At 73.2% G+C, this 23,137-nt stretch carries 17 protein-coding genes; 14 read left to right on the top strand and 3 right to left on the bottom strand.

All coding sequences use genetic code 11. The annotated features are described in order from the left end of the window. The first annotated feature begins 95 nt into the window (after positions 1 to 95). Positions 96 to 1,184: a glutamate--cysteine ligase gene (locus HTV45_RS30605; protein ID WP_215209160.1), complete on the top strand. Its 1,089-nt coding sequence runs from the start codon at positions 96 to 98 to the stop codon at positions 1,182 to 1,184. A gap of 182 nt (positions 1,185 to 1,366) precedes the next feature. Here the strand turns inward: HTV45_RS30605 and HTV45_RS30600 are convergent, their stop codons facing one another. Then, the gene (locus HTV45_RS30600; protein WP_215209159.1) at positions 1,367 to 2,284 is read right to left on the bottom strand and encodes a LysR family transcriptional regulator; all 918 of its coding nucleotides are present in this window, start codon (positions 2,282 to 2,284) and stop codon (positions 1,367 to 1,369) included. Between the two features lie 70 nt (positions 2,285 to 2,354). On the opposite strand from HTV45_RS30600, the gene HTV45_RS30595 reads away from it, so the two are divergent. Continuing rightward, positions 2,355 to 3,254 (top strand): dihydrodipicolinate synthase family protein, encoded by a 900-nt coding sequence (locus HTV45_RS30595; protein ID WP_215209158.1) that lies wholly within the window; start codon positions 2,355 to 2,357, stop codon positions 3,252 to 3,254. Positions 3,255 to 3,471: 217 nt separating this feature from the next. On the opposite strand, the gene HTV45_RS30590 is transcribed toward HTV45_RS30595, so the two are convergent. Next, entirely contained in the window at positions 3,472 to 3,705 is a 234-nt protein-coding gene (locus tag HTV45_RS30590) for a DUF6480 family protein (protein WP_215209157.1), read from the bottom strand. Positions 3,706 to 3,857: 152 nt separating this feature from the next. On the opposite strand from HTV45_RS30590, the gene HTV45_RS30585 reads away from it, so the two are divergent. Together HTV45_RS30585 and HTV45_RS30580 are read left to right on the top strand one after the other, a co-directional pair. After that, complete coding sequence (locus tag HTV45_RS30585) at positions 3,858 to 5,762, top strand: long-chain fatty acid--CoA ligase (protein WP_215209156.1); 1,905 nt, start codon at positions 3,858 to 3,860, stop codon at positions 5,760 to 5,762. Positions 5,763 to 5,904: 142 nt separating this feature from the next. After that, complete coding sequence (locus tag HTV45_RS30580; RefSeq protein WP_215209155.1) at positions 5,905 to 6,339, top strand: ATP-binding protein; 435 nt, start codon at positions 5,905 to 5,907, stop codon at positions 6,337 to 6,339. Between the two features lie 35 nt (positions 6,340 to 6,374). Here HTV45_RS30580 and HTV45_RS30575 read toward each other — a convergent pair whose 3' ends face one another. After that, positions 6,375 to 6,746, bottom strand: a complete 372-nt coding sequence (locus HTV45_RS30575; RefSeq protein ID WP_215209154.1) for a PRC-barrel domain containing protein — start codon at positions 6,744 to 6,746, stop codon at positions 6,375 to 6,377. A 336-nt stretch (positions 6,747 to 7,082) separates the two neighbouring features. On the opposite strand from HTV45_RS30575, the gene HTV45_RS30570 reads away from it, so the two are divergent. The 10 genes from HTV45_RS30570 (at position 7,083) to HTV45_RS30525 (ending at position 22,938) form a co-directional block, all read left to right on the top strand. Further along, positions 7,083 to 11,213 carry a HAMP domain-containing protein gene (locus HTV45_RS30570; RefSeq protein ID WP_215209153.1) on the top strand — a complete coding sequence of 1,377 codons (4,131 nt, stop codon included), beginning with the start codon at positions 7,083 to 7,085 and terminating at the stop codon, positions 11,211 to 11,213. 112 nt (positions 11,214 to 11,325) lie between these two features. Beyond that, positions 11,326 to 13,662: a SpoIIE family protein phosphatase gene (locus HTV45_RS30565; protein ID WP_308309789.1), complete on the top strand. Its 2,337-nt coding sequence runs from the start codon at positions 11,326 to 11,328 to the stop codon at positions 13,660 to 13,662. Between the two features lie 102 nt (positions 13,663 to 13,764). Further along, the gene (locus tag HTV45_RS30560) at positions 13,765 to 14,160 is read left to right on the top strand and encodes an anti-sigma factor antagonist (protein WP_215209151.1); all 396 of its coding nucleotides are present in this window, start codon (positions 13,765 to 13,767) and stop codon (positions 14,158 to 14,160) included. 84 nt (positions 14,161 to 14,244) lie between these two features. Further along, entirely contained in the window at positions 14,245 to 15,144 is a 900-nt protein-coding gene (locus HTV45_RS30555; RefSeq protein ID WP_215209150.1) for an STAS domain-containing protein, read from the top strand. Further along, positions 15,141 to 15,560, top strand: a complete 420-nt coding sequence (locus tag HTV45_RS30550) for an STAS domain-containing protein (RefSeq protein ID WP_215209149.1) — start codon at positions 15,141 to 15,143, stop codon at positions 15,558 to 15,560. The genes HTV45_RS30555 and HTV45_RS30550 overlap by 4 nt, the downstream gene beginning before the upstream one ends. Then, positions 15,560 to 16,000, top strand: a complete 441-nt coding sequence (locus HTV45_RS30545) for an anti-sigma regulatory factor (RefSeq protein WP_215209148.1) — start codon at positions 15,560 to 15,562, stop codon at positions 15,998 to 16,000. Before HTV45_RS30550 ends, HTV45_RS30545 begins: the two co-directional genes overlap by 1 nt. After that, positions 16,000 to 17,076: an ATP-binding SpoIIE family protein phosphatase gene (locus HTV45_RS30540; protein ID WP_215209147.1), complete on the top strand. Its 1,077-nt coding sequence runs from the start codon at positions 16,000 to 16,002 to the stop codon at positions 17,074 to 17,076. The genes HTV45_RS30545 and HTV45_RS30540 overlap by 1 nt, the downstream gene beginning before the upstream one ends. A 462-nt stretch (positions 17,077 to 17,538) precedes the next feature. After that, on the top strand, positions 17,539 to 19,032 hold the full coding sequence (locus tag HTV45_RS30535; protein WP_308309788.1) for a SpoIIE family protein phosphatase: 1,494 nt from the start codon (positions 17,539 to 17,541) through the stop codon (positions 19,030 to 19,032). Between the two features lie 140 nt (positions 19,033 to 19,172). After that, the gene (locus HTV45_RS30530; protein ID WP_308309787.1) at positions 19,173 to 20,537 is read left to right on the top strand and encodes an NAD(P)/FAD-dependent oxidoreductase; all 1,365 of its coding nucleotides are present in this window, start codon (positions 19,173 to 19,175) and stop codon (positions 20,535 to 20,537) included. A 166-nt stretch (positions 20,538 to 20,703) separates the two neighbouring features. Beyond that, positions 20,704 to 22,938: an FUSC family protein gene (locus HTV45_RS30525; RefSeq protein WP_215209146.1), complete on the top strand. Its 2,235-nt coding sequence runs from the start codon at positions 20,704 to 20,706 to the stop codon at positions 22,936 to 22,938. Positions 22,939 to 23,137 lie beyond the last annotated feature (199 nt).

Below are 23,137 nucleotides of genomic sequence, written 5' to 3'. Positions count from 1 at the left end.
GCCCAGGTGTCCCCCGGCCGCCGCGGGGCATTCGGGACCGTACGGCCGAGGCATCTCGGCGTCGTCGCGGCAGGTCACAGAAGGGCGGGCACCACGTGCGCACCGTGGGAGTGGAGGAGGAGCTCCTCCTGGTCGATCCGGATTCCGGCGAACCGCGGGCCATGTCCGCGGCGGTGCTGGCCCGGGCCGAGCGGGACGACGCGGGGCAGGATGTGTTCGAGAAGGAACTGCACGAGCAGATGCTGGAGTTCGCCACGCATCCGCAGTCGTCCATGGAGAGCCTGCGGGCGGAGATCGTCCGCTGCCGCAAGGAGGCCGCCGGTCACGCCGGGGAGATCGGCTGCGCCGTCGCCGCGCTCGCCACGTCCCCGCTCCCGGTCAGTCCTTCCATCGGGGTCAACGAGCGCTACCGGTGGATGGAGGAGCAGTACGGCATCGCCACCCGGGAGCAGCTCGTCATGGGCTGCCACGTGCATGTCTCCGTCGAGTCCGACGAGGAGGGCACCGCGGTCCTGGACCGGCTGCGGCCCTGGCTGTCGGTACTGGCTGCGCTGAGCGCCAACTCCCCGTTCTGGCAGGGCAGCGACACGGGGTACAACAGCTACCGCAGCCGCGTCTGGCAGCGCTGGCCGTCCGCCGGTCCGACGGAGATGTTCGGCTCACCCGAGCGGTACCACCGGCAGGTGGCCGAGATGGTGGCCACCGGCGTCATCCTCGACGAGGGCATGATCTACTTCGACGCCCGGCTGTCCCAGCGGTATCCGACCGTGGAGATCCGGGTCTCCGACGTCTGTCTGCACGCCGAGACCGCGGGGCTGATCGCCACCCTGGCCCGGGGACTGGTGGAGACCGCCGCGCGCGACTGGCGGGCGGGCCGGGAGCCACTGGATCCGGGCGTCAGCCTGCTCCGGCTGGCGGCCTGGCAGGCGGCCCGTTCGGGCCTGGCGGGCGAACTGCTCGACCCGCGGACCATGCGGCGCGACCCCGCCGAGGCGGTCGTGCACGGCCTCCTCGATCACTGCGCCGAGGCCCTGGAGGCGCACGGTGACCTGGAGCGCGCCCGCGAGGGATGCGCCCGGCTGCTGCGCGACGGCAACGGCGCCCAGGTGCAGCGGGACCTGATGCGGCGTACGGAGAGCCTGAGGGACGTCGTCACGGAGTGCGTGCGGCACACCCAGGCCTAGAGGGGGTGTCCGGCCCGGCCGGCCGGGAGCGGATCCGGGGCGCCGGCGGCCCGGTCCGGTCACCCGTCGCGTCGGTGATCACTTATCGGACGGACCCGTCCGATGGGTACGCCGTGTCACGGCCGACACCGCGGCCGCTCGCACCCGGCCCCGGATGCCGGCCGTTCGCCCAGGTGGGAGCGTCACTCCACCGGTCGGCGCCCGCTCCGGAGCTCGGGCGGCACGGCCGTACGCAGCGCCGCCACCGCCGCCTCGACGGCGGGATGCCCCGCGGCGCCCCTGCGGTACGCGATGACCGTGCGCCGCTCGATGGGCAGCCGGGTGAGCACCACGTCGGACGGTGCGTCGGCGATACCCAGGTGCGGCACCATGGCCACGCCCTGTCCGGCCGCCACCAGGAGCAGCACCGTGGCGAATTCGTCGACGCGGTGGCGCACTACCGGCGTGAAGCCCGCCGCCTGGCAGGCCCGTACGGTCATCGTGTGGCACAGGGTCTGCGGCGTCGAGGTGATCCAGGGGTCCTCCCGCCACGGCCCGAGGCAGGGATGCTCCCCGTCCGGCTCGCGGGCGGTGAGGGAGGCCAGGTACATGGGCTCGGTGAGCAGGGGCGTGGTGCCGAGGCCGGAGTCGGGGGGACAGGGGACGAAGTCGTACTCGTGGAGCAGGGCGACGTCCAGCTGTCCGGCGCGCAGGGCGTGGGCCACCTCCGCCGGATCGACCTCGGAGATCATGGGTTCCAGGCCCGGGTGGTCGGCCGAGAGGGCGGCGAGGGCCGGTGGCAGGAGTGCCCTGACCGCCGTCGGGTACGCGCCGACGCGCAGCGGGCCGGTGGGGCCGGTACGGAAGCCCGTGAGCTCGCCCGCGGCCCGTTCGAGGCGCTCCAGGACCGCCTCCGCGTGGCCGACCAGACGACGGCCCGCCGGTGTCAGGGTGACGCGGCGGCCGGTGCGTTCGAGCAGCGCGATGCCCGCCTCCCGCTCGAGGAGGCTCAGTTGCTGCGACACGGCGGAGGGCGTGTAGGAGAAGGCCTGGGCGACGGCCGCGATGGTGCCCCGGTAGGACAGTTCACGCAACAGCCGCAGCCGTCGGACATCGAGCATCAGTTCAGCTGATTCCTCACGTCAGAAAGGTGACCTGGACCCGGCTCATCGGGAGCGGCACTCTGAGGCCATGGCAGAGCAGACATTCCCACAGGGTATTCACGTCCCTCTCGTCACGCCGTTCACCCCGTCGGGGGAGGTGGCCACGGAGGCACTCGAAGGTCTGGCGCACCGGGTCCTCGACGACGGGGCGAAGGGCATCGTCGCTCTGGGCACGACCGCCGAGGTGGCCACCCTCGACGCCGCGGAGCAGCGGGAGGTCGTCCGGGTGTGCGACCGCGTCTGCCGGGAGCGCGGTGCCTGGCTGACCGTCGGGGCGGGCTCGAACGACACACGGGCCAGCGAAGCAGCGCTCGCCGGACTGTCCCCCTGGCCGTCGCCGGCCGCCGCGCTGGTCACCGTCCCCGCTTTCACCCGCCCCTCCCAGGAGGGCGTGATCGCCCACTTCACCCGGCTGGCGGAGGTCAGCCCGGTGCCGCTGATCGTGTACGACATCCCGTACCGCACGGCACTCACCCTCAGTGCGGTCACCCTGCGGACCCTGGGCACCCTGGCGGGCGTCGTCGCCGTCAAGCACGCCACGGGCGGCATCGGCCAGGAGACGGTGCGGCTCATGGCGGATCCGCCCCCCGGCTTCCACGTGCTCGCGGGCGACGACCTCTTCGTCTCCCCTCTGCTGGCGATGGGCGCCTCGGGTGGCATCCTCGCCACCGCGCACCTGGCCACCGGCCGGTTCGCCGCGCTCCACGACGCCTGGCGGGCCGGCGAGGTGACACGGGCCCGCCCGCTCGGGCACGCGCTGGCCGGGCTGTCGGCGGCGTGCTTCCGCGAGCCGAACCCGTCGGTGGTCAAGGGCGTGCTGCACGAGCGCGGTCTCATCCCGACGCCCGACGTGCGGCTGCCACTGCTGCCCGCGGGCAAGGCCGCCGTGGAAGAGGCGCTGGAGCAGCTGGACCGCGTCGAATCCTGAACGCGGCGCCGGTCCGGCGGCGGCCGTCCTCAGGAGGTCTCCCGCACCGCGCCTGCGAGAAGGCGCAGGCCGCGCCGCGCTCATCGGCGCTGTTCGTGCGTGCGGGGCCCGCCCGCGGGGCACGGGCCAGCGGCAGCAGGAGGCGTCGGGACCTTGGGACGGCTGCTGCCGGACCAGTGACGTCTCCCTCCCTCGGGTCGGGCAGGTCCTGCCAGGGTCAGAGGATGAGGATCAGGGCGTAGACCAGGAAGAAGGCCGCGACCAGGATCACCACGGCGAGGATCGCGGTCAGCGGGCCCTTGGCCCAGCCCTTGGTCGGGTTGTGCGTCTCCCGGGGGCCCGCCTCGGGCATGCTGCTCTCCGCGGGCGGGGTCTCGCCCGGGGGGACGCCGCCGCCCGCTTCGAGGCCGGTGCTGCGTTCCGGTTCGGGATCTGGATTGACGTAGCTCATGCGGTACGGGTCCCCGAATCCGGCGAGATCATCAGTGTGGACACACTTGTCGCGATCCCGGCACAGGGGCGGGCGGGCTCGACTAGATTCAGGCACCGCCGATGACCGTCCTCACCGGCCGAGTCACACCCCGTACATGTCAGGAGCAGCGCATGAGCGACCTCGCTCTCGCTCCCCCGTCCGCCTCGCCCCTGGCCGGCGGTCTCGCCGACAGCCTCTTCGTGAGGGCGGACCGGAGCCCGACCCTGCCGGTGCTCGCCCGGCGCTCCGGCCCGGACTCCTCCAGCTGGGAGGAGATCACCGCCGCGGAGTTCCGGGACGAGGTCGTCGGCCTGGCCAAGGGCCTGATCGCGTCAGGGATCTCGCCGGGCGCGCGGGTGGCGATCATGGCGCGCACCCGCTGCGAGTGGACCTTCCTCTGCCACGCCCTGTGGACGGTCGGCGCCGAGGTCGTGCCCATCTACCCGACCTCCTCGCGCGAGCAGGTGGAGTGGATCCTCAGGGACTCCGGCTGTGTCGCCGTGCTGGTGGAGGACGAGCAGAGTGTGATGACCGTCGGGTCGGTGTGCGCCGCGCTGCCGCGCCTGAGGCACGTGTGGCAGCTGGACTCGGGCGGGCTGGAGCAGCTGGCGGCGCGCGGCGAGTTCATACCGACGGCCACGGTCGACTCGATGCGGCGGATCGTCCTGCCGGACTCGACGGCCGTGGTCGCCTACACCTCCGGCACCTCGGGCCACGCCATGGGCTGTGCCCTGAGCCACCGCGGGCTGGCCTTCATCTGCGACACCCTGCTGGAGGGCTGGGGGCACACCGCGGCGCCGCCCGGGGAGCGGGGCGCCGTTCTCGCCTTCCTGCCGTTCTCCCACGTCTACGGTCTGATGATCCAGAGCCTGTGCGTCCGCGGCGGGCTGCTGATGGGCCACGAGCCCGATCTCAGCGGGGAGTCGCTCTCCTCGGCCCTGCGCACCTTCCGGCCCACCTATCTGTACGCGGTGCCCTCGCTGCTGGAGAAGATCTACAAGAACTTCCTGCGTACGGCGCAGCAGCAGGGACGCGGGGCCCTGTTCGAGCGGGCCGCGGAGACGGCCAGGGACTTCGCCGCCGCGGTGGAGCGTCAGCGGCTGGGACGGGGCTCCGGGCCGGGCCTCGACCTGAAGCTGCAGCACGCCCTCTACGAGCGCACCGTCTACCGCCGGCTGCGGGCGGCGCTCGGCGGCCGGGTGCGGCGGGCCACCTCCGGCGGTTCCACGCTCAACCGCGACCTCTCCCTCTTCTACGAGGGGATCGGCATCTACGTCCACGACGGCTACGGACTGACCGAGACCAGCGGCGGGGTGACGATGCAGCCGTTCGGCCGGGAGAAGTCCGGCACCGTCGGACAGGCGCTGCCGGGCATCGGGATCCAGGTGGCCGAGGACGGGGAGATCCTGGTGCGCGGCCCGTCGGTGTTCCAGGGCTACGTGGGCGACGAGGCCGCCACCCGGGCGGCGCTGCGCGGCGGCTGGCTGGCCACCGGTGACCTCGGGCGGCTGGACACCGAGGGCTATCTCACCATCACCGGCCGCAAGAAGGACATCATCATCACGAGCAGCGGCAAGAGTGTGGCCCCGACGGCCCTGGAGCAGCGGCTGCGGATGAACCCGCTGGTCCATCAGGCCGTCGTCGTGGGCGACAACCGGCCGTGTGTGGGCGCCCTGGTCACCCTCGACCCGGATTTCGTGACGCACTGGCGCGGCACGCTGTCCCTGCCGGGCGACGCTCCGACCCGGGAGGCCAGGGAGGAGAACGCGCTGCGCGAGGAGATCGCGCGGGCGGTCGCCGCGGCGAACAGCAGTGTGTCGCGCTCCGAGTCGATCCGGGTCTTCCGGGTGCTGCCGGAGCCGTTCGACGTGACCAACGGTCTGCTGACCCCGTCGATGAAGCTGCGCCGGGACGAGATCGTGCGGCGCTACGCGCTGGAGATCGACGCGATGTACCAGTCGCGCACGCGTCCGGGGCGTGGCCCGGTGTCCGGCGAGTCCCCGGGCTGGGACGACTCGGACAGCGTCTTCCGCTGAGCGCGCGGTCGGTGACGGGTTTGTCACCGACCGGGCACGGGCATGCGGGCGCGTAGGCTCCGCCCGCGCGGGAACCCACAGACGGAAGGACCCGCACGACACGGAACTACCCGCCCCGCCGAGCCGGGGCCCGGAAGGCGAGATGGCACCCGAGCGGTATGGGGACAGGACACTGGCCGGCGAGGAGATCACGAGCCGCATCGCCAGCTTCCCGGGGAAGCTGCACGATGTGACGGACGCGCGCATCGTCGCGGAGGAATTCCTCTTCGACCTGGCCCGTGCGTCGGCGCCGTCGGCTCCGGAGCACTGGGACGACATTCTCCTGGTGGTCACGGAACTGGCCGCCAACGCGGTCCAGTACGCGCCGGGCCCGTTCCAGATGCGGCTGCGCAGGACTTTCGACGGGGTGCATGTGGTGATGCACGACACGAGCACCACCGAGCCGGCCCCGCGGCCCTTCCATCCGGGCAGCGGGGGTGGCGGGATCGGCTGGCACCTGATCCACACGCTCTGCGATCAGGTCAGCGTCGTCGGCAGTGAGCGCGGCAAGGACATCCACGTCTTCCTGCCGTGGTGAGGCGCCCGGCGTGGTGAGGCGCCCGGCGCCGGTGCTCAGCCGGCCGAGCGCTCGCGGGGCGGCAGCCGGTGGTAGTAGTCGCCGACCGCGGTGAGGTAGGCCGGATCCATGGTCTCGCTGTCGGTGCGGAAGCGGGGGGCCGCCTTGACCTCGGCCCGGGTGCAGGACACCGTCAGCCTCCGCTCGGCCGCGTCCACGCCGGCGATCGTGCCGACCGGCACCAGGAGGCTGCGGCCGAACACCCAGACTCCGGTGTCGACGACGAGGTGCCGCATGCCGTGGTGCTCGGCCTGCCGGTCGACCTGACCGATGGTGCCGTCGCTCGCGAGGACGGTGTAGCCCGTCAGTTCCTGCTCCGCGAGGTGACTCAGGTCCGGCGCGTAGGACCAGATGCTGTCGATGGCCACTGCTCGTTGCCTCCCCGGTGGACGTGCGCGTCGCGGAGGAGCGGGTGCGGCGTGGCCGCTTCCCTCCTCCACTGCAGCCAATACCCGGCGGGCGCCCGTACATTCGAACAGCGCCGACCGGAAATCGTGCGCCGGTGGTCCGGTGCCGCGCGCCCGGCGAGAACCCCGTCAAGTACCCGCCAGAACGTGGGACATGCCTGCCGTCCGCGACTTTTCCGGGACCGGCCCACGCTTTGTTCTGCGCCCTCGAATTGGGTTAGCCTGCGGCGTATTTCTCATCGCGCACATCCGTGAACTGCGGAAACGCGCACTGACTCTGCCGGAACGAGGGTGCGCATGACCAGCAAGAGCACCGGGGGGACCGAAGCCGCTCCGGGGGACGAGGAGCTGATGCGGCTCCTGGCGGGGCTGACGGCCGTACGGGACGGGGACTTCGGCACCCGGCTGCCGGACGAGGCGGACGGCCTCATGGGCGACATCGCCAAGGTCTTCAACGGCATGGTGGACCAGCTGTCGGTGTTCACCTCCGAGGTGACACGCGTGGCCCGCGAGGTCGGCACCGAGGGGGCCCTGGGCGGACAGGCGCAGGTGCCGGGGGTCTCGGGCACCTGGGCCGACCTGACGGACTCGGTGAACGCGATGGCGGGGAATCTCACCGCGCAGGTCCGCAACGTGGCCCAGGTGACGACGGCGGTCGCCAAGGGCGACCTGTCACAGAAGATCACCGTCGACGCCCGGGGCGAGATCCTCGAACTCAAGAACACCATCAACACGATGGTCGACCAGCTCTCCGCCTTCGCCGACGAGGTCACCCGCGTCGCCCGCGAGGTCGGCACCGAGGGCCGCCNGTCACAGAAGATCACCGTCGACGCCCGGGGCGAGATCCTCGAACTCAAGAACACCATCAACACGATGGTCGACCAGCTCTCCGCCTTCGCCGACGAGGTCACCCGCGTCGCCCGCGAGGTCGGCACCGAGGGCCGCCTCGGCGGCCAGGCCGACGTGCAGGGCGTGAAGGGCACCTGGCGTGACCTGACCCACTCGGTGAACTTCATGGCCGGCAACCTCACCGGCCAGGTGCGCAACATCGCCCTGGTGGCGACGGCGGTCGCCAAGGGCGACCTGTCACAGAAGATCACCGTCGACGCCCGGGGCGAGATCCTCGAACTCAAGAACACCATCAACACGATGGTCGACCAGCTCTCCGCCTTCGCCGACGAGGTCACCCGCGTCGCCCGCGAGGTCGGCACCGAGGGCCGCCTCGGCGGCCAGGCCCAGGTGCGGGGTGTCTCCGGCACCTGGAAGGACCTCACCGACAACGTCAACGTGATGGCGTCCAACCTGACCGGTCAGGTCCGCTCCATCGCCCAGGTCGCGTCCGCCGTGGGCCGGGGCGACCTGTCGCAGCGGATCAGGGTCGAGGCCGCCGGTGAGGTCGCGGCGCTGGCCGACGTCATCAACACCATGGTGGACACGCTGTCGGCGTTCGCCGACGAGGTGACCCGCGTCGCCCGCGAGGTCGGCACCGAGGGCCGCCTCGGCGGCCAGGCGCACGTGCCCCATGTCGCGGGCACCTGGCGGGACCTCACCGACAACGTGAACTCCATGGCCAACAACCTCACCGGCCAGGTGCGCAACATCGCGCTGGTGACGACCGCCGTCGCCCGGGGCGACCTGTCGAAGAAGATCGACGTCGACGCCCGCGGGGAGATCCTCGAGCTGAAGACCACCATCAACACGATGGTCGACCAGCTCTCCGCCTTCGCCCAGGAGGTGACCCGCGTCGCCCGCGAGGTCGGCACCGAGGGCCGCCTCGGCGGCCAGGCCGAGGTCGAGGGTGTCTCCGGCACCTGGAAGCGGCTCACCGAGAACGTGAACGAACTGGCCGGCAACCTCACCCGGCAGGTCCGCGCGATCGCCCAGGTCACCAGCGCCGTCGCCGAGGGTGATCTGACGCGCTCGATCTCCGTCGAGGCGTCCGGCGAGGTGGCCGAGCTCAAGGACAACATCAACGCGATGGTGGAGTCCCTGCGCGAGACCACCCGGGCCAACCAGGAGCAGGACTGGCTCAAGACCAACCTCGCCCGGGTCTCCGGCCTGATGCAGGGGCACCGCGACCTGCCCGTGGTCGCCGAGCTGATCATGGACGAGCTGGTGCCGCTGGTGTCGGCCCAGTACGGCGCCTTCTACCTGGTGGAGGACGGCGACGAGGGGCCCGGGCTGCGGCTCGTCGGCTCCTACGGCTACCCGGACGACCACGGCCGGCCCACCCGTATCGCCTTCGGCCGCACCCTGGTCGGCCAGGCCGCCCGCAGCCGCCGCGCCATCACGGTGAACGAGCTGCCGCCGGACTACATGACCATCTCCTCCGGTCTGGGCCAGGTGGTGCCGACCTCGCTGGTGCTGCTGCCCATCGTGGTCGAGGGCCAGGTGCTGGGCGTGATGGAGCTGGCCTCGGTGACCCCGTTCACCCAGATCCACGGGGACTTCCTGGTCCAGCTGATGGAGACCATCGGCGTCAACGTCAACACCATCGTGGCCAACGCCCGTACCGACGAGCTGCTGGCCGAGTCGCAGCGGCTCACCGCCGAGCTGCAGGAACGCTCGGCGGAGCTGCAGTCCCAGCAGGAGGAACTGCAGCACTCCAACGCCGAACTGGAGGAGAAGGCCGCGCTGCTGGCCGCGCAGAACCGGGACATCGAGGCGAAGAACCTGCAGATCGAGCACGCCCGGCAGGAACTGGAGGCGCGTGCGCAGCAGTTGTCGCTGGCCTCGAAGTACAAGTCGGAGTTCCTGGCGAACATGAGCCACGAGCTGCGCACTCCGCTGAACAGCCTCCTGATCCTGGCCCAGTTGCTCGCCCAGAACCCCTCGCGCAACCTCAGCCCGAAGCAGGTCGAGTACGCGCAGATCATCCACTCGGCGGGCTCGGACCTGCTGCAGCTGATCAACGACATCCTCGATCTGTCCAAGGTCGAGGCCGGGAAGATGGACGTCAGCCCCGAGCGGGTGGAACTGCGCCGGCTCGTCGAGTACGTCGAGGCCACCTTCCGGCCCATGACGATGCAGAGGAGCCTGGACTTCACAGTGACGACGGCGCCGGGCGCGCCGGCCGACCTGCTCACCGACGACTCCCGGCTGCGGCAGGTGCTGCGCAATCTGCTGTCCAACGCGGTGAAGTTCACCGAGCGCGGCGGCGTGGAGCTGCGGATCGAGCCCGCGCCGGACGACGAGGTGCCCGCCGGGGTGCTGCGGGGCGGGCCGGTGGTGGCCTTCCGGGTGCGGGACACCGGTGTCGGCATCCCGGAACAGCACCTCGAGTCGATCTTCGGCGCCTTCCAGCAGGCGGACGGCACCACGAGCCGCAAGTACGGCGGCACAGGGCTCGGTCTGTCCATCACCCGGGAGATCGCGCATCTGCTCGGCGGCGCGGTCACCGTGGACAGCGTCGCGGGCCAGGGCAGCACCTTCACCCTGTTCCTGCCCGTCGCCCGGCCGGACTTCGAGGATCTGCTGCGGCCGGCGCAGGGGGACGGTCCCTCCGAGGCGCTGCTGCCGGACGCGTCGTCCCGGCCGCTGCCGGCGATCGAGGCGGGCGCCGGGTCGAGACCGCGCCCGCGGCGTCTGCTGGTCGTGGAGGAGCGGCCCCGGGGCCTGCTGACCCTGGTCGCCGAGAGCGTGGTGCAGGACGTCACCCAGGGCGACGGCACCTCCCGGCCGTCGGTCGACATCATCACGGCCGTCGGCGCTCAGGAGGCGGCCGGCGCGCTGGCCGCCGATCCGTGCCACTGCGTGGTGCTGGAGCTCGGCATGGAGGCGGAGGTCGCCCGGTTCCTGGAGGCACTGCGGGGCGATTCCGGCCTGGCCGGGGTGCCGGTGCTGGTACACAGCGGTCACCGGACCGACGCGGCGGTGGAGGAGACGCTGCGCTCCCGGGCCGGGGGTACGTCGCTGGAGTTCCTGTCCAGCCTGGACGAACTGCGCGAACGCATCGCCCTGCACCTGGCCGCCGAGGAACCCGGCGACGTGCTGTCGCTGGTGCGCGGCGACGACGCGCACCGCAGCGCCCCGCAGCCGGTGGTGGACGGCTCGTTCTCCGGCCGGACGGTCCTGGTCGTCGACGACGACGCGCGCAACCTCTTCGCGCTCAGCGGCATCCTGGAGCTGCACGGCTTCCGGGTGCTGCACGCGGAGAACGGCCGCGCGGGCATCGAGAGACTCCTCGGCAACCCCGACGTGGCGCTGGTGCTGATGGACGTGATGATGCCCGAGCTGGACGGCTACGCCGCCACGGCCGAGATCCGCGCCATGCCGCAGTACGCCGAGCTGCCCATCATCGCCGTCACCGCGAAGGCGATGCCCGGGGACCGGGAGAAGAGCCTGGCGTCGGGGGCCAGCGACTACGTCACCAAGCCGGTCGACACCCAGGCCCTGATCGCCTGTGTCCGCCGCTGGCTGCCCGCATGAACCCCGCCGCAGGACTCCGCAGCCGCCGAGGAGCGTGCGCACCGTGACGACCGAGGAGCAGGACGAGCAGCCCGGAACCACGCCGGGCCACCCGTCGGCGGGGCCCGCCGGGGTGTCCGCGGACTCGCCCGTGGGCAGGCTCGCGGCCACCGTGGACCGGCTCAGCCGCGAGGTGCGGGCCGCCCAGGCGGAGGCCGAGGGCCGGGCGCTGATCGAACTCGCCAAGGGCATCCTCGTGGAGCGCCTGGGATGCGGTCCCGCGCAGGCCGCGCGCCAGCTCTCCGAGCTGACCGAGCAGGCCGGGACCACACAGCTCGAGTTCGCGGTCGAGGTCATCAACCAGGCCGCCCGGGACCGGATGTCCGAGGTGACGGACGCCTTCCTGGCCGCCACCAGGGCCGCCCGGGACGCCGGTCCGGAGCCCGCGGCCGTGCGGCTGCGGGCGGCCGAGAGCGGGGCGCTGGCGGCGGACGACACGCAGGCGGTGGCCGAGTCCCTGCTGGAGCAGGCGCTGCGCCCGCTGGGCGCGGTGGCCGTGGCGATCTGGGCGGCCGGGGCCGACGGGTCCCTCACCCTGGCGGGCAGCGCCGGGTTCTCCCCGGCCGAGGCGGCACGCTGGTACTACGTGCCGCCGGACGTGGCGACGGTCGCCCGCTGCGCGCTGGCGGAGCGGGACGGGCTGTGGATCGCCTCGCCGGACGACCGGGGGCTGCCCAGCGTCGGGCGGCACCACTACCCGGACGGCGGCCGGGCGGCCGTGCCCGCGGGTACCGGGGGGCGGGTGTACGGGGTGCTGGAGATCGTCTGGCCCGCTCCGCTGCCCGAGCAGCCGCCGCAGATCGTGCGCCAGGTGGAGGCCCTGGCCGAGCTGTGCGCGCACACCCTGGAGACGTACACGCCGCCGAGCGGCCCGGCCCGGCAGCCGCGGGCGCTGCCGGACGCGGCGGAGCTGATGGATCTGGCCGACGGGCTGTACGACCCGGCGCTCGTCCTCGTGCCGCACCTGGACGCCTCCGGACACCTGCTGGACTTCCGTATCCAGCACGTCAACAGCCGCTTCCTGGACCCGGCGGGCCGGCCGCGCGCGATGGTCAGCGGCGCGCTGATGCTGGAGGCCTATCCGATGGCCGCCGGGGACAGCGAGCTGTTCCAGCGGATAGAACGGGTGTACGCGACGGGTGAGCCGTTCCGGGCCCGGCGCATGCATCTGACCGCGCTCGTCGGCCAGGTGCCCCTGGCGGCGGTCGCCGACATCAGCGTCAGCCGGCACGGCGACGGCATCCTGCTGATCTGGCGTATCGAGGACGAGACGGCACGGCTGGCGAGCCTGCTCCAGCACGCCCAGCGGCTCGGCCGGATCGGCGGTTTCGAGGAGAACCTGCTGACCGGGGAGATCACCTGGAACGGCCAGCTCTTCGACCTGTACGGGCGCCCGCAGACGAGCCCCCCGGTGCCGCTGGAGGAGCTGCCCGCGCACGCCCATCCGGACGACGCCGTCGCCATCGGCCGTTTCCTGCGCACGCTGCTGCACCACCGGCGGCCGGCCTCGGCGGCCTTCCGGCTGCAGCGGCCGGACGGGGTGACCCGGCACATCCGGGTGGTCGCCGAGCCGGTGCTGGACACCGACGGCCGGCTGCTCACCACCCGCGGCGCCTACCAGGACATCTCCTCCCAGCACTGGACGGAGGTGGCGCTGGCCGCCACCCGCGACCAGCTGGCGCACACCGAGCAGCACGCCAGCGAGCGGGACCGGCTGGCCCTGCAGCTGCAGCGCGCCATCATGCCGCCCACCCAGGCGCCGCTGCAGATGCCCGGCCTGGACGTGGCCGTGCGCTACCGGCCCGCGGAGGCCGAGCAGCTGGTGGGCGGCGACTGGTACGACGCCGTGGTGCTGCCGTCCCGGCTGGTACTGCTGTGCGTGGGCGACGTGGCGGGCCACGGCATAGAGGCGGCGACCAGCATGGTCGTCCTGCGCAACGCGCTGCGCGGACTCGCCGTCACCGGGGCGGGCCCCGGGCAGCTGCTGTCGTGGCTGAACATCGTGACGCACCATCTGACGGGCGGCGTCAGCGCCACCGCGGTCTGCGGCCTGTACGACCCGGCCTCCCGCACGCTGCGGTGGGCACGGGCGGGCCATCTGCCGCCGGTGCTGGTACGGGGCTCCGAGGCCGCTCCGCTGCCGATGACGGGCGGGCTGCTGCTCGGTGCCGTGCCGGAGGCGTCGTACGAGGAGGCGGAGGTACGGCTGGCCCCCGAGGACAATCTGCTGATGTACACCGACGGTCTGATCGAGCGCCGGGACCGTACGGTGGAGGAGTCCCTGGCCCATCTGCTCGCCACCGCGGCCACGGCTCCCGGCACGCTCGACCAGCGGCTCGACCGCCTGCTCACCTACAGCAGGTCGGACACGGACGACGACACCTGCATCGTGGGTATCCGCGTGGGATGAGCCACGTCACCCGGACGGGCGGCGCGCGGAGGCATGAGAGGGCGAATCGGGGGTACGCGCGGCTGCGCGACGAAGAGCTTGATCACCTGTTGGAGGTACTCCGTGCACACTGCCCAGGACCCGTTGTCCGTCGAAGTGACCCTTCCCAGGGAGGATGTGGCCCTTCTCACGGTGGAGGGGTATTTGGACGTCGACACGGCGACCGAGTTCCAGCACCACCTGGCGAACCAGCTCCACCACGGCCGCCGGCACTTCCTGCTCGATCTGTCGGCGGTCCCCTTCATGGACTCGTCCGGCATGAACATCATCCTGCGCGTGTACCAGGAGGCGCGGGAGCTGCCCGGGAGCGTCCACATCATCTCCCCCACCCCCGCCGTGCGCCGCATCCTGGACCTGACGGGGGTGAGCATCACCGTTCCGGTGTCGGAGAGCCTCGAGGAGGCGCTGGAGCGGGTGGACGCGCAGCCGGAGACGCCCGCGGCCGAGCCGGAGTCCTGAACGCGTCCCCCGGCCCGGTGCCCCGAGGCGGGCCCGGCGCGAGGGACCACGACCGCGAGCGACCACGACGAGGAGAGGAATCAGGTGCCGCAGCACGAAACGGGCGGAACACCGGCGACACCGGCGCAGGAGATCAGGGACTTCCTGTGGCGGCGCAGCGAGCAGATCGCCCAGCGGTGGGCGGACGAGCCCCTGTTCCGTGCGGTGTTCACGGTCTCGCGCGAGGAGGCGGTGGAGGCCGGCAAGGCGGTGGTCGACGCGCTGGCCCGGGTCGCCGAGTCACAGCGGGTCGAGGACCCGGACGCCGCGGGCTTCTCCGGGGTGCGCGAGCAGCTGGCCCGGATGGGGGCCGCCCGCTCCCGCGCGGGACTGTCCGCCACCCAGGTCTCGGCCGAACTGGCCGCGCTGCTGCCGCCGGTGGAGAACCTCCTGGTCGCCGATCTGGAGCAGGAGGATCCCGAGCGGCTGCGGGAGGCCTGCACGGCGCTCAGCGTCCTGATGGGCACGCTGCGTCTGGTGGCCATGCAGACCGCCCTGAGCGAGATCCAGGCGCTCACCGACCGGCAGCGCCTCCAGCTGCTGGAGGTGGCGACCCCCATGATCAAGCTCTGGGACGGTATCGTCGCCGTCCCGCTGATCGGCACGCTGGACAGCGCCCGCAGCCAGGTGGTGATGGAGACCCTGCTGAACGCGGTCGTCGACCAGCGCGCCCGGTTCGCGATCCTCGACATCACCGGTGTGCCGACGGTCGACTCGCTGGTGGCGCAGCATTTGATGAAGACGGTCGCCGCGGCCCGGCTGATGGGCGCGGAGTGCGTGGTCTCCGGTATCCGTCCGGCGATCGCGCAGACCATGGTGCACCTCGGTCTGGACCTCGGCACGGTGAAGACCCGGGCGAGCCTCGCCGACGCGCTCGCGTACTGCCTGCACGAGTTGGGGGCGAACATCGTGAACGCGGTGCCCGACGGTGCGGTACGACGGTGAGCGAGGGCCTCTCCCGCCCGGTCGCGGGACATGTGCCGGTACTCAGGCTCGGGGATGTGCTGCTGGTCACCCTCCAGGGAGAGCTGCACGACAGCATGGCGTTCCAGCTGCAGCAGGATCTCGCCGAGACCATCGTGCGCAGCGGGGTCACCGGCGTGGTCATCGACATCTCCGGTGTGGAGATGGTCGACTCCTTCCTCGGCAGGGTCCTGGCAGAGATCGCCGCCCAGACCGAGCTGCTGGCCGCGCGGACCGTGGTGGCCGGCATGCGGCCCGCGGTCGCCATCACCCTGGTGGAGCTCGGGCTGACGCTGCCGGGGCTGCGGACCGCCCTCACCACCGAGGCGGCGATGGAGTACCTCGTGCAGCCCGTCGTGGCGCCGCGGTCCGGCGGCGGGCGCGAGGGGAGTCCGTGATGGACACCGCAGCGGGCGTCGAGGCCCGCCTGCCCATCCGGTCGGACATGGATCTGGTGTGGGTACGCCAGCATGTGCGGCAGGCCGCCGCCAAGCTCGGCTTCTCCCTGGTGGACCAGACGAAACTGGTGACCGCCGCCAGCGAGCTGGCGCGCAACACCCTGGTGCACGGCGGAGGCGGCCGGATGGAGGCCTCGCACGTCACCACCGGCGGGACCGACGGGCTGCGGCTCACCTTCAGCGACTCGGGACCCGGCATCTCCGATCTCGACCGGGCGCTCAGCGACGGCTACACCTCCGGCGGCGGGCTGGGCATGGGGCTGGGCGGCGCCCGTCGTCTGGTGCACGAATTCGCCGTCGAGACCGCCCCCGGGGCGGGGACGACGGTGCGGGTCACCTCATGGGTCACCCGGCCCCCGCGGCCGCGGGGGGACGCCTGATGCCCCGCGTCTGGGACGTGCCGGTGCAGGACCCGACCCGGGTCCGTGACGCACGGGTCGCGGCGGAGGAGGCCGCGGCCCTGGCCGGGCTGGACGAGCGGCGTACCGCCACCGTGTCGTTGGTGGCCACCGAGCTGGCCACCAATCTGCTCAAGTACGCGCACGCGGGCGGGGTGCTCATCGACGTCGTGGACCCGCCGCTGCCGCGGGAGGGCCGGCCGGGGCGGGCCGTGCAGATCACCGCGCTCGACCACGGTCCGGGCATCGCCGATACGGCGGTCGCTCAGCGGGACGGGTTCTCCTCCAGCGGTTCGCTCGGCGCGGGTCTCGGCACGTGCCGGCGGCTCTCCGACGACTTCGGCCTGCACAGCGTGCCCGGACGGGGCACCGTGGCGGTGGCCCGCGTCGGCGCCGTGGCCCCCGCGCCCGGCCGCACGGGCCACGGCGAGGAGCCCTCGCGCGACCTCGGTGTGCACGCCGGCGGCGTGAACGTCCCGTTCGCCGGCGCGGACTTCTCCGGGGACGCCTGGACCTGGATCAGGTCCGGCGACCGTACGACGCTGATGCTCGCCGACGGGCTGGGGCACGGCAGCGAGGCGGCCCGGGCCTCGACCGCCGCCGTCGAGGAGCTGCGCCACTGGGCCCGGCTGCCGCCCACCGAGGCACTGCGCAAACTGCACGCGGCCCTGGCCGGTACGCGGGGCGCGGCCGTCGCCGTGGCCCAGCTGGACACCTGGACGGGACGGCTGCGTTTCGCGGGGATCGGCAATGTGTCGGCCCGGCTGCGGGAGGACGGCCGCTGGCGGTCCCTGTTGTCCCGGCCGGGCATCGTCGGGGTCCACCAGCCGCACACCGTGCGCGAGGACGAGGTCCCCTGGACCGCCGGAAGCCTGCTGATCCTGCACACGGACGGGCTTCCCGGCCGCTGGACGCCTCCCCCGGACACCGGGGAGCCGCCGGCCGATCCGGCCGTGACGGCCGCCGTCACCGTCCGGGACGCCGGCAGTTCCGCGCGCCCGGTGCGGGACGACACCGCCGTGGCCGTGCTGGCTCCCGTCCCGTCGGAGCGCCCATGACACGCCGCTGGCGGATCGGCGGCGTGACGGACGCGGCACGCGCCCGCACCGCCGTGTCCCGGCTGGCCGCGGCGTACGGGGTTCCCACCCTGGAACGGGTGCGGCTGACCACGGCGCTCAGCGGCCGGCTGCGGCAGTGCCTCACCCGGGGCGGCGTCTGGGTACTCACCCTGGAGGGGCCGGGCTCCGCCGCCGGAACGACGGACCTGCGCCTGGAGGTGGCCCCGGCCCCCGGCACGGGTGCCGCCGGCGGCGACGCGTGGACCGTGACCGCTCCCTGCCCCGGGCCGGACGGCATCGCCGGGGCGGACCCGGCCACGGAGGATCCGGCCGCCCTGTCCGAGGCGCTGCTGGGCGCCGACGAGGACACGGCCGTGGTGCTGGAGCNCCGGGGCGGACCCGGCCACGGAGGATCCGGCCGCCCTGTCCGAGGCGCTGCTGGGCGCCGACGAGGACACGGCCGTGGTGCTGGAGCAGGTGTCCGGTGAGGATGCCGAGGTCGGTGCCGGCGCCGGCCGGAACGAGCGCCTGGGCCGGGGCGCAACCGGGGCGGACCCGGCCACGGAGGATCCGGCCGCCCTGTCCGAGGCGCTGCTGGGCGCCGACGAGGACACGGCCGTGGTGCTGGAGCGGCTCGCCGAGCAGGAGGAGCTGGTCGCCTTCCACCGGGAGGAGCTGCATCAGACCAATCAGGGCGTCGTCGTCCTGCACGCCGAGCTGGACGCGGCCGGACGGGCGCAGCAGGAGGCGTTCGCCGCGGAGCGCAGGGCGCGCGAGGAGGCGGAGAACGCCCGGCACCGGCTGACGTTCCTGGCGGACGCGAGCGCCGCGCTGAACGCCTCGCTGAACCACGACGAGATCGTGCGCCGGCTGCCCGAGCTGCTGGTGCCGCGCTACGCCGCCGGTGTCGACGTCTGGCTGTTCGACCACGAGGACGGCCGGTACCGTCCGGCCGACCATTCGGGGGCGGCGGTCCTGGCGGCCCGCACCGGGCGTCCGCAGTACGCCGCCGACCACCCCGGGGGCCTGCCCGGGGTGGACGACCGGCCGCCGTCGGCCCTGGCTCCCGAACGGCCCCTGCTCTGCCTCCCGCTGCCGGCGCGCCGTACTCCGCTGGGTGTGCTGACCCTGACGCCGCCCGGTGAGCGCTGGGATCCGGACGACGCCGTGATGCTGATCGAACTCGCCCGGCGGGCCGGTACCGCCATGGACAACGCCCGCCGGTTCGAGCACAACCGGGACATCGCCGAGACGCTGCAGCGCGCCCTGCTCACGGAGCTGCCGGCGACACCGGGCCTGAGTCTGGCGGCGCGCTACCTGCCGGCCACGCACGGGCTGAACATCGGCGGCGACTGGTACGACGCGTTCCGCCAGCGGGACGGCAGTCTGATCACCGTCATCGGCGACGTGACCGGGCACGGGCTGCACGCGGCGGTGATGATGAGTCAGCTGCGCACCGCGCTGCGCGCCTACGCGGTCGACGGCGGCGGGCCCGGCCGGCTGCTGACCCGGCTGCACGGGTATCTGCGGCATCTCCAGCCGGATCTGTTCGCCACCGCGGTCATCGCGCGGTTCCACCCGGACGGGCACACCCTTACCTGGGCCGCCGCGGGCCATCCGCCGCCGGTGCTGCGGCTGCCCGACGGGCGGGTGCGGATCCTGGACGCCAAGCCGGGCGCGATGCTCGGCATTCCGCTGCACCAGGAGATCGCCGACCACACCGAGCGGCTGACGCCCGGTACGACCCTGGCGCTCTACACCGACGGGCTCGTGGAGCGGCGGGCCCTCGGCATCGACCCGGGCATCGAACGGCTCGCGCAGTCCCTCGGGACCTTCGGCTCCGCCGATCTGGACGCGGACCTGGAGGAGTCGGCGGACCGGATACTCCACCCGCTGCTGAGCGACTCCGAGCGCGAGGACGACGTGTGCCTGCTGCTGTGCCATCTGCACGGCTGAGGCGGGGGTGACAGGCGCGTCCGCGGGGCCTTCCCGGTGCGTTCCCTGGCCGGTGAGGGCATCGTGGTGCTGAAGAGGGGCACGCGTCAGGCATCGGCGTCCGAGGCAGACCGCCTGGAGCCGCAGGAAGGGATGGAACCGTGACACGACCCAGGATCCTCGTGGTGGGCGCGGGTTTCGCCGGCGTGGAGTGCGTGCGGCGGCTGGAGCGCAGGCTCGGCCCGGACGAGGCCGACCTCACGCTGGTGACACCGTTCTCCTACCAGCTCTACCTGCCGCTGCTCCCCCAGGTGGCCTCGGGTGTACTGACCCCGCAGTCGGTCGCGCTCTCTCTGCGCCGCAGCGAGAGGTACCGCACCCGGATCATCCCGGGCGGGGCCATCGGCGTGGATCTGCGGTCCAAGGTCTGTGTGGTCCGCATCGTCAACGGCGAGATCGTCAACGAACCGTACGACTACATCGTGCTGGCCCCCGGCAGTGTCACCCGCACCTTCGACATCCCGGGGCTGACGGACCACGCCTTCGGGATGAAGTCGCTGGCCGAGGCCGCCTATCTCCGCGATCACGTCATCTCCCAGCTCGATCTGGCCGACGCGAGCCACGATCCGGCGGAGCGGGCCGCGCGGCTGCAGTTCGTGGTGGTCGGCGGCGGATACGCCGGCACCGAGACCGCGGCCTGTCTGCAGCGGCTGACGCACGCCGCAGTGAAGCGCTATCCCCGGATCGACCCGGGCCTGATCAGATGGCATCTGATCGACATCGCGCCGAAGCTGATGCCGGAACTGGGCGAGAAGCTGGGGCGCAGCGCGCACGAGATCCTGACCCGGCGCGGCATCGAGATCTCGCTGGGGGTCTCGATCGAGAAGGCGAGCGCCGAGGAGGTCACCTTCACCGACGGCCGGGTGGTGCCGACCCACACCCTGATCTGGACCGCGGGAGTGGTCGCCAGTCCGCTCATCGCCACACTCGGCGCGGAGACCGTCCGCGGGCGGCTCGCGGTCAACGCGGACATGCGCCTGCCGGGCCACGACGGGGTGTTCGCGCTCGGTGACTCGGCCGCGGTGCCCGATCTGGCCAAGGACGACGGCGCCGTGTGCCCCCCGACCGCGCAGCACGCGCTGCGGCAGGGCAGGCACGTCGCCGACAACGTCATCGCGACCCTGCGGGGCCGGGCGACCCGGCCGTACGTCCACCGGGACCTCGGGCTGGTGGTGGACCTCGGCGGCACCGACGCGGTGTCCCGGCCGTTCGGTTTCGAACTGCACGGGCTGCCCGCCCAGGCGGTGGCCCGCGGCTACCACTGGTCCGCGCTGCGGACCAATGTCGCCAAGACCCGGGTCATGACGGACTGGCTGCTGAACGCGGTGGCCGGCGACGACTTCGTGCGCACCGGGTTCCAGGCGCACCGGCCCGGGAATCTGCGGGACTTCGAATACCTCGACGCCTACCTGACGCCGGAGCAGGTGCGGGCGCACGTCGAGGAAGCGGGCCGGGCGGCTCGGTGACCGGCCGGGCCGGGGCCCGGCGCCCGGACCGGACCGCACGGGGCCGGCGGCTGCGCGCGGGCGCCGGGAGGGGGTCCGGGTACGCGCGTCCGGGCGGCGGAGGAACACGGCGCGGCCGGGGTGCCCGGTCCGTGGGAGCGGGGACGACAGGGGAGGGTACGGCGGAGTGAATGTGGCGGGACGTCCGGGGCGGGCACGGCTGCGGGACCGTCTGGCGGCGTCCGACCCCGGTCTGCTGCGGCTGACGGCCGCGCTGCGGACGGTCGGGGCCATCGCCCTGACGCTGGCCGTGCTCGCCTCGCTCGGCTTCGAGATCACCCGTCTGGTGGCGGGGGCCATGACGGCGATGGCCGCCACCTTCGCGATCCGGGAGCGGCAGCGCGGCGCCCAGGCCGTCACGCTGGCGCTCGGACTGCCGGTCGCGCTGGCGTCCGTGTCGCTGGGGGCGGTGCTCAGCGAGCGGACGGTCGTGGGGGACGTCTTCTTCGTCGTCCTGATCTTCTGCGCGGTCTACGGCCGCCGGTTCGGGGACCGCGGGACCGGGCTCGGCCTGATCGGGTTCCAGCTCTACTTCGTGTCCCTGTTCGTCGGCGCCTCCGCCGGCCGGCTGCCGGGGCTGTGGGCGGCCATGACGGTGGCCTTCGCGAGCAGCGCGCTGGTGCGGTTCGCCGTGGTCCCGGTGACCCCCGCCGGTCTGCTCCAGCGGCTGCGCCAGGCCTTCCGGGCCCGGCTGGCGCAGTTGGTCTCCGCACAGCTGGCGCTGCTCGATGCCGGACCGGACGGGATGGACAAGGCGCTGGAGGAGGTGCGGGAGGGCAACGCCCGCCTGCACGAGACGGCCCTGATGATCCAGACCCGGCTGGAGGAGGGCACGCCCGACGAGTCGGCGGCGCGGCTGGTGCAGCGCCGGATCGCGGACGCCGAGATCGCCGCCGAACGGCTGGGTCTGCTGCTGCTGTCCGCCCGCAGCGCCGAACGGGCGGACACCCTGACCCTGCATCTGCCCGGCGCGCCGGCTCCGGAGGTCGGCCGGCTGCCCGGACCGGACGAGGCCACCGACCGGTTGCGCCGGGATCTGCTCGCCCTGCGCGAGCTGGTGCTGCGGACGGGGGTGCCCGGTACGGGCCTGGCCCGGGTGCGCAACCGGCTGCTCGCCTACCGCGACGGGGAGAACCTGCCGCCCGCGACACCGGCCGTACAGGACGTGTTCCGGGCCCTCGGGGAGACCGCCCGCGCCGTCATGGGGCTGCGCATCGCCCTGGACGGTCCGCAGGACGAGTCGGACGACAGCCCCGCGACGGCCAGGTCCCGGGAGGAACTGGACGCCGAGGACGCCGCCATCGACGCCGGCGAGGAGACGGAGTCCGACGCCACGCAGACGGGCCTGCGGCGGCCCACCACGCGCGCCGCCGTCCAGGTGGCCGTGGGCTCGACGCTGGCCATCATCGGCGGCGAGCTGCTGTCCACGGACCGCTGGTACTGGGCGGTGCTGACCTGCTGGATCGTCTTCATCAACACGGCCTCGACCGGCGAGATCCTGGTCAAGGGCTACCGGCGGCTGCTGGGCACCGTGTTCGGCGTGGCCGCGGGGATCGCGCTGGCGGCCGTGGTCGGCGGGAGCACCCTGGCGGCGTTCCTGCTGGTGCTGGTGCTGATCTTCCTGATGTTCTACACGGCGCCGCTGTCCTACACGCTGATGTCGTTCTTCGTGACAGCGATGCTGGGACTGCTGTACACGCTGCTGCACACCTACAGCTGGGAGGTGCTGGTGCTGCGCCTGGAGGAGACGGCGCTGGGCGCGGCCTGCGGGGTGGCCGCGGCGGCACTGGTGCTGCCGGTGCGCACCGACCGGCGCACCAACGAACTGCTGGTCACGGTGCTGGAGCGGCTCGGTGAGGTCACCGAGGCCGCGGTCGGACAGCTCAGCGGCGGGCCCTCCGACGACCTGCTCGACAAGGCGCGGAAGCTGGACCAGGCGCTGGGCGACCTGCGCGGCGCCACCCAGCCGCTGACCCACCCGGTCACCCCGCTGCGGGCCCGGCGCACCAACGCGCGCTATGTGGTGGCGCTCCTGGAGACCTGCGCGTACCACGCGCGTTCGCTGGCGGCGACGGCCGAGCTGCTGCCGACGCATCCCTCGATCGCCGCGGACCCCCGGCTGCGGGGGGCGGCGGGGCGCACGGTGCGCAACATCGGCACGATCACGGCGCGGGTGGCGGAGAAGGACGTCCCGGCGCCGGTCGAGACGGGCCCGAGCATCGCCTCCCTCCTGGGCGACGACGGCGCGGCCCGCTACGGCCGCATCACCGGCCGGGTCCTGCGCCATCTGGAACGCCTGGACGAAGCGGTGGTCGGCCTCGCCCGCCCCCTGGACGTCCGCGTCACGACCCCCGACCGCTGAACGTCCCCACCTGGGAACGCCGCCCACCGGCCCGCGCCCGCCCCCGCACCCTGAGCCCCACCTCCCCCGACCGGCACCTCGCCGTACCCCGGCTCCACCCCGGACCGTCCGCGGGACCCGCGGACGCGCCCGCCACCGCGTGCGGAGAACCGCCGCCCCGGGGCCGGTGGCCCCGCCGGGACGGCTCCCCGGTGGTCCG

Source organism: Streptomyces sp. CHD11, from assembly GCF_018638295.1.
In the GTDB taxonomy this organism is placed as follows: Bacteria; Actinomycetota; Actinomycetes; order Streptomycetales; family Streptomycetaceae; genus Streptomyces.
Note: the sequence above shows the minus strand (reverse complement) of the source record. Positions and strands in the feature narration are given on the sequence as shown.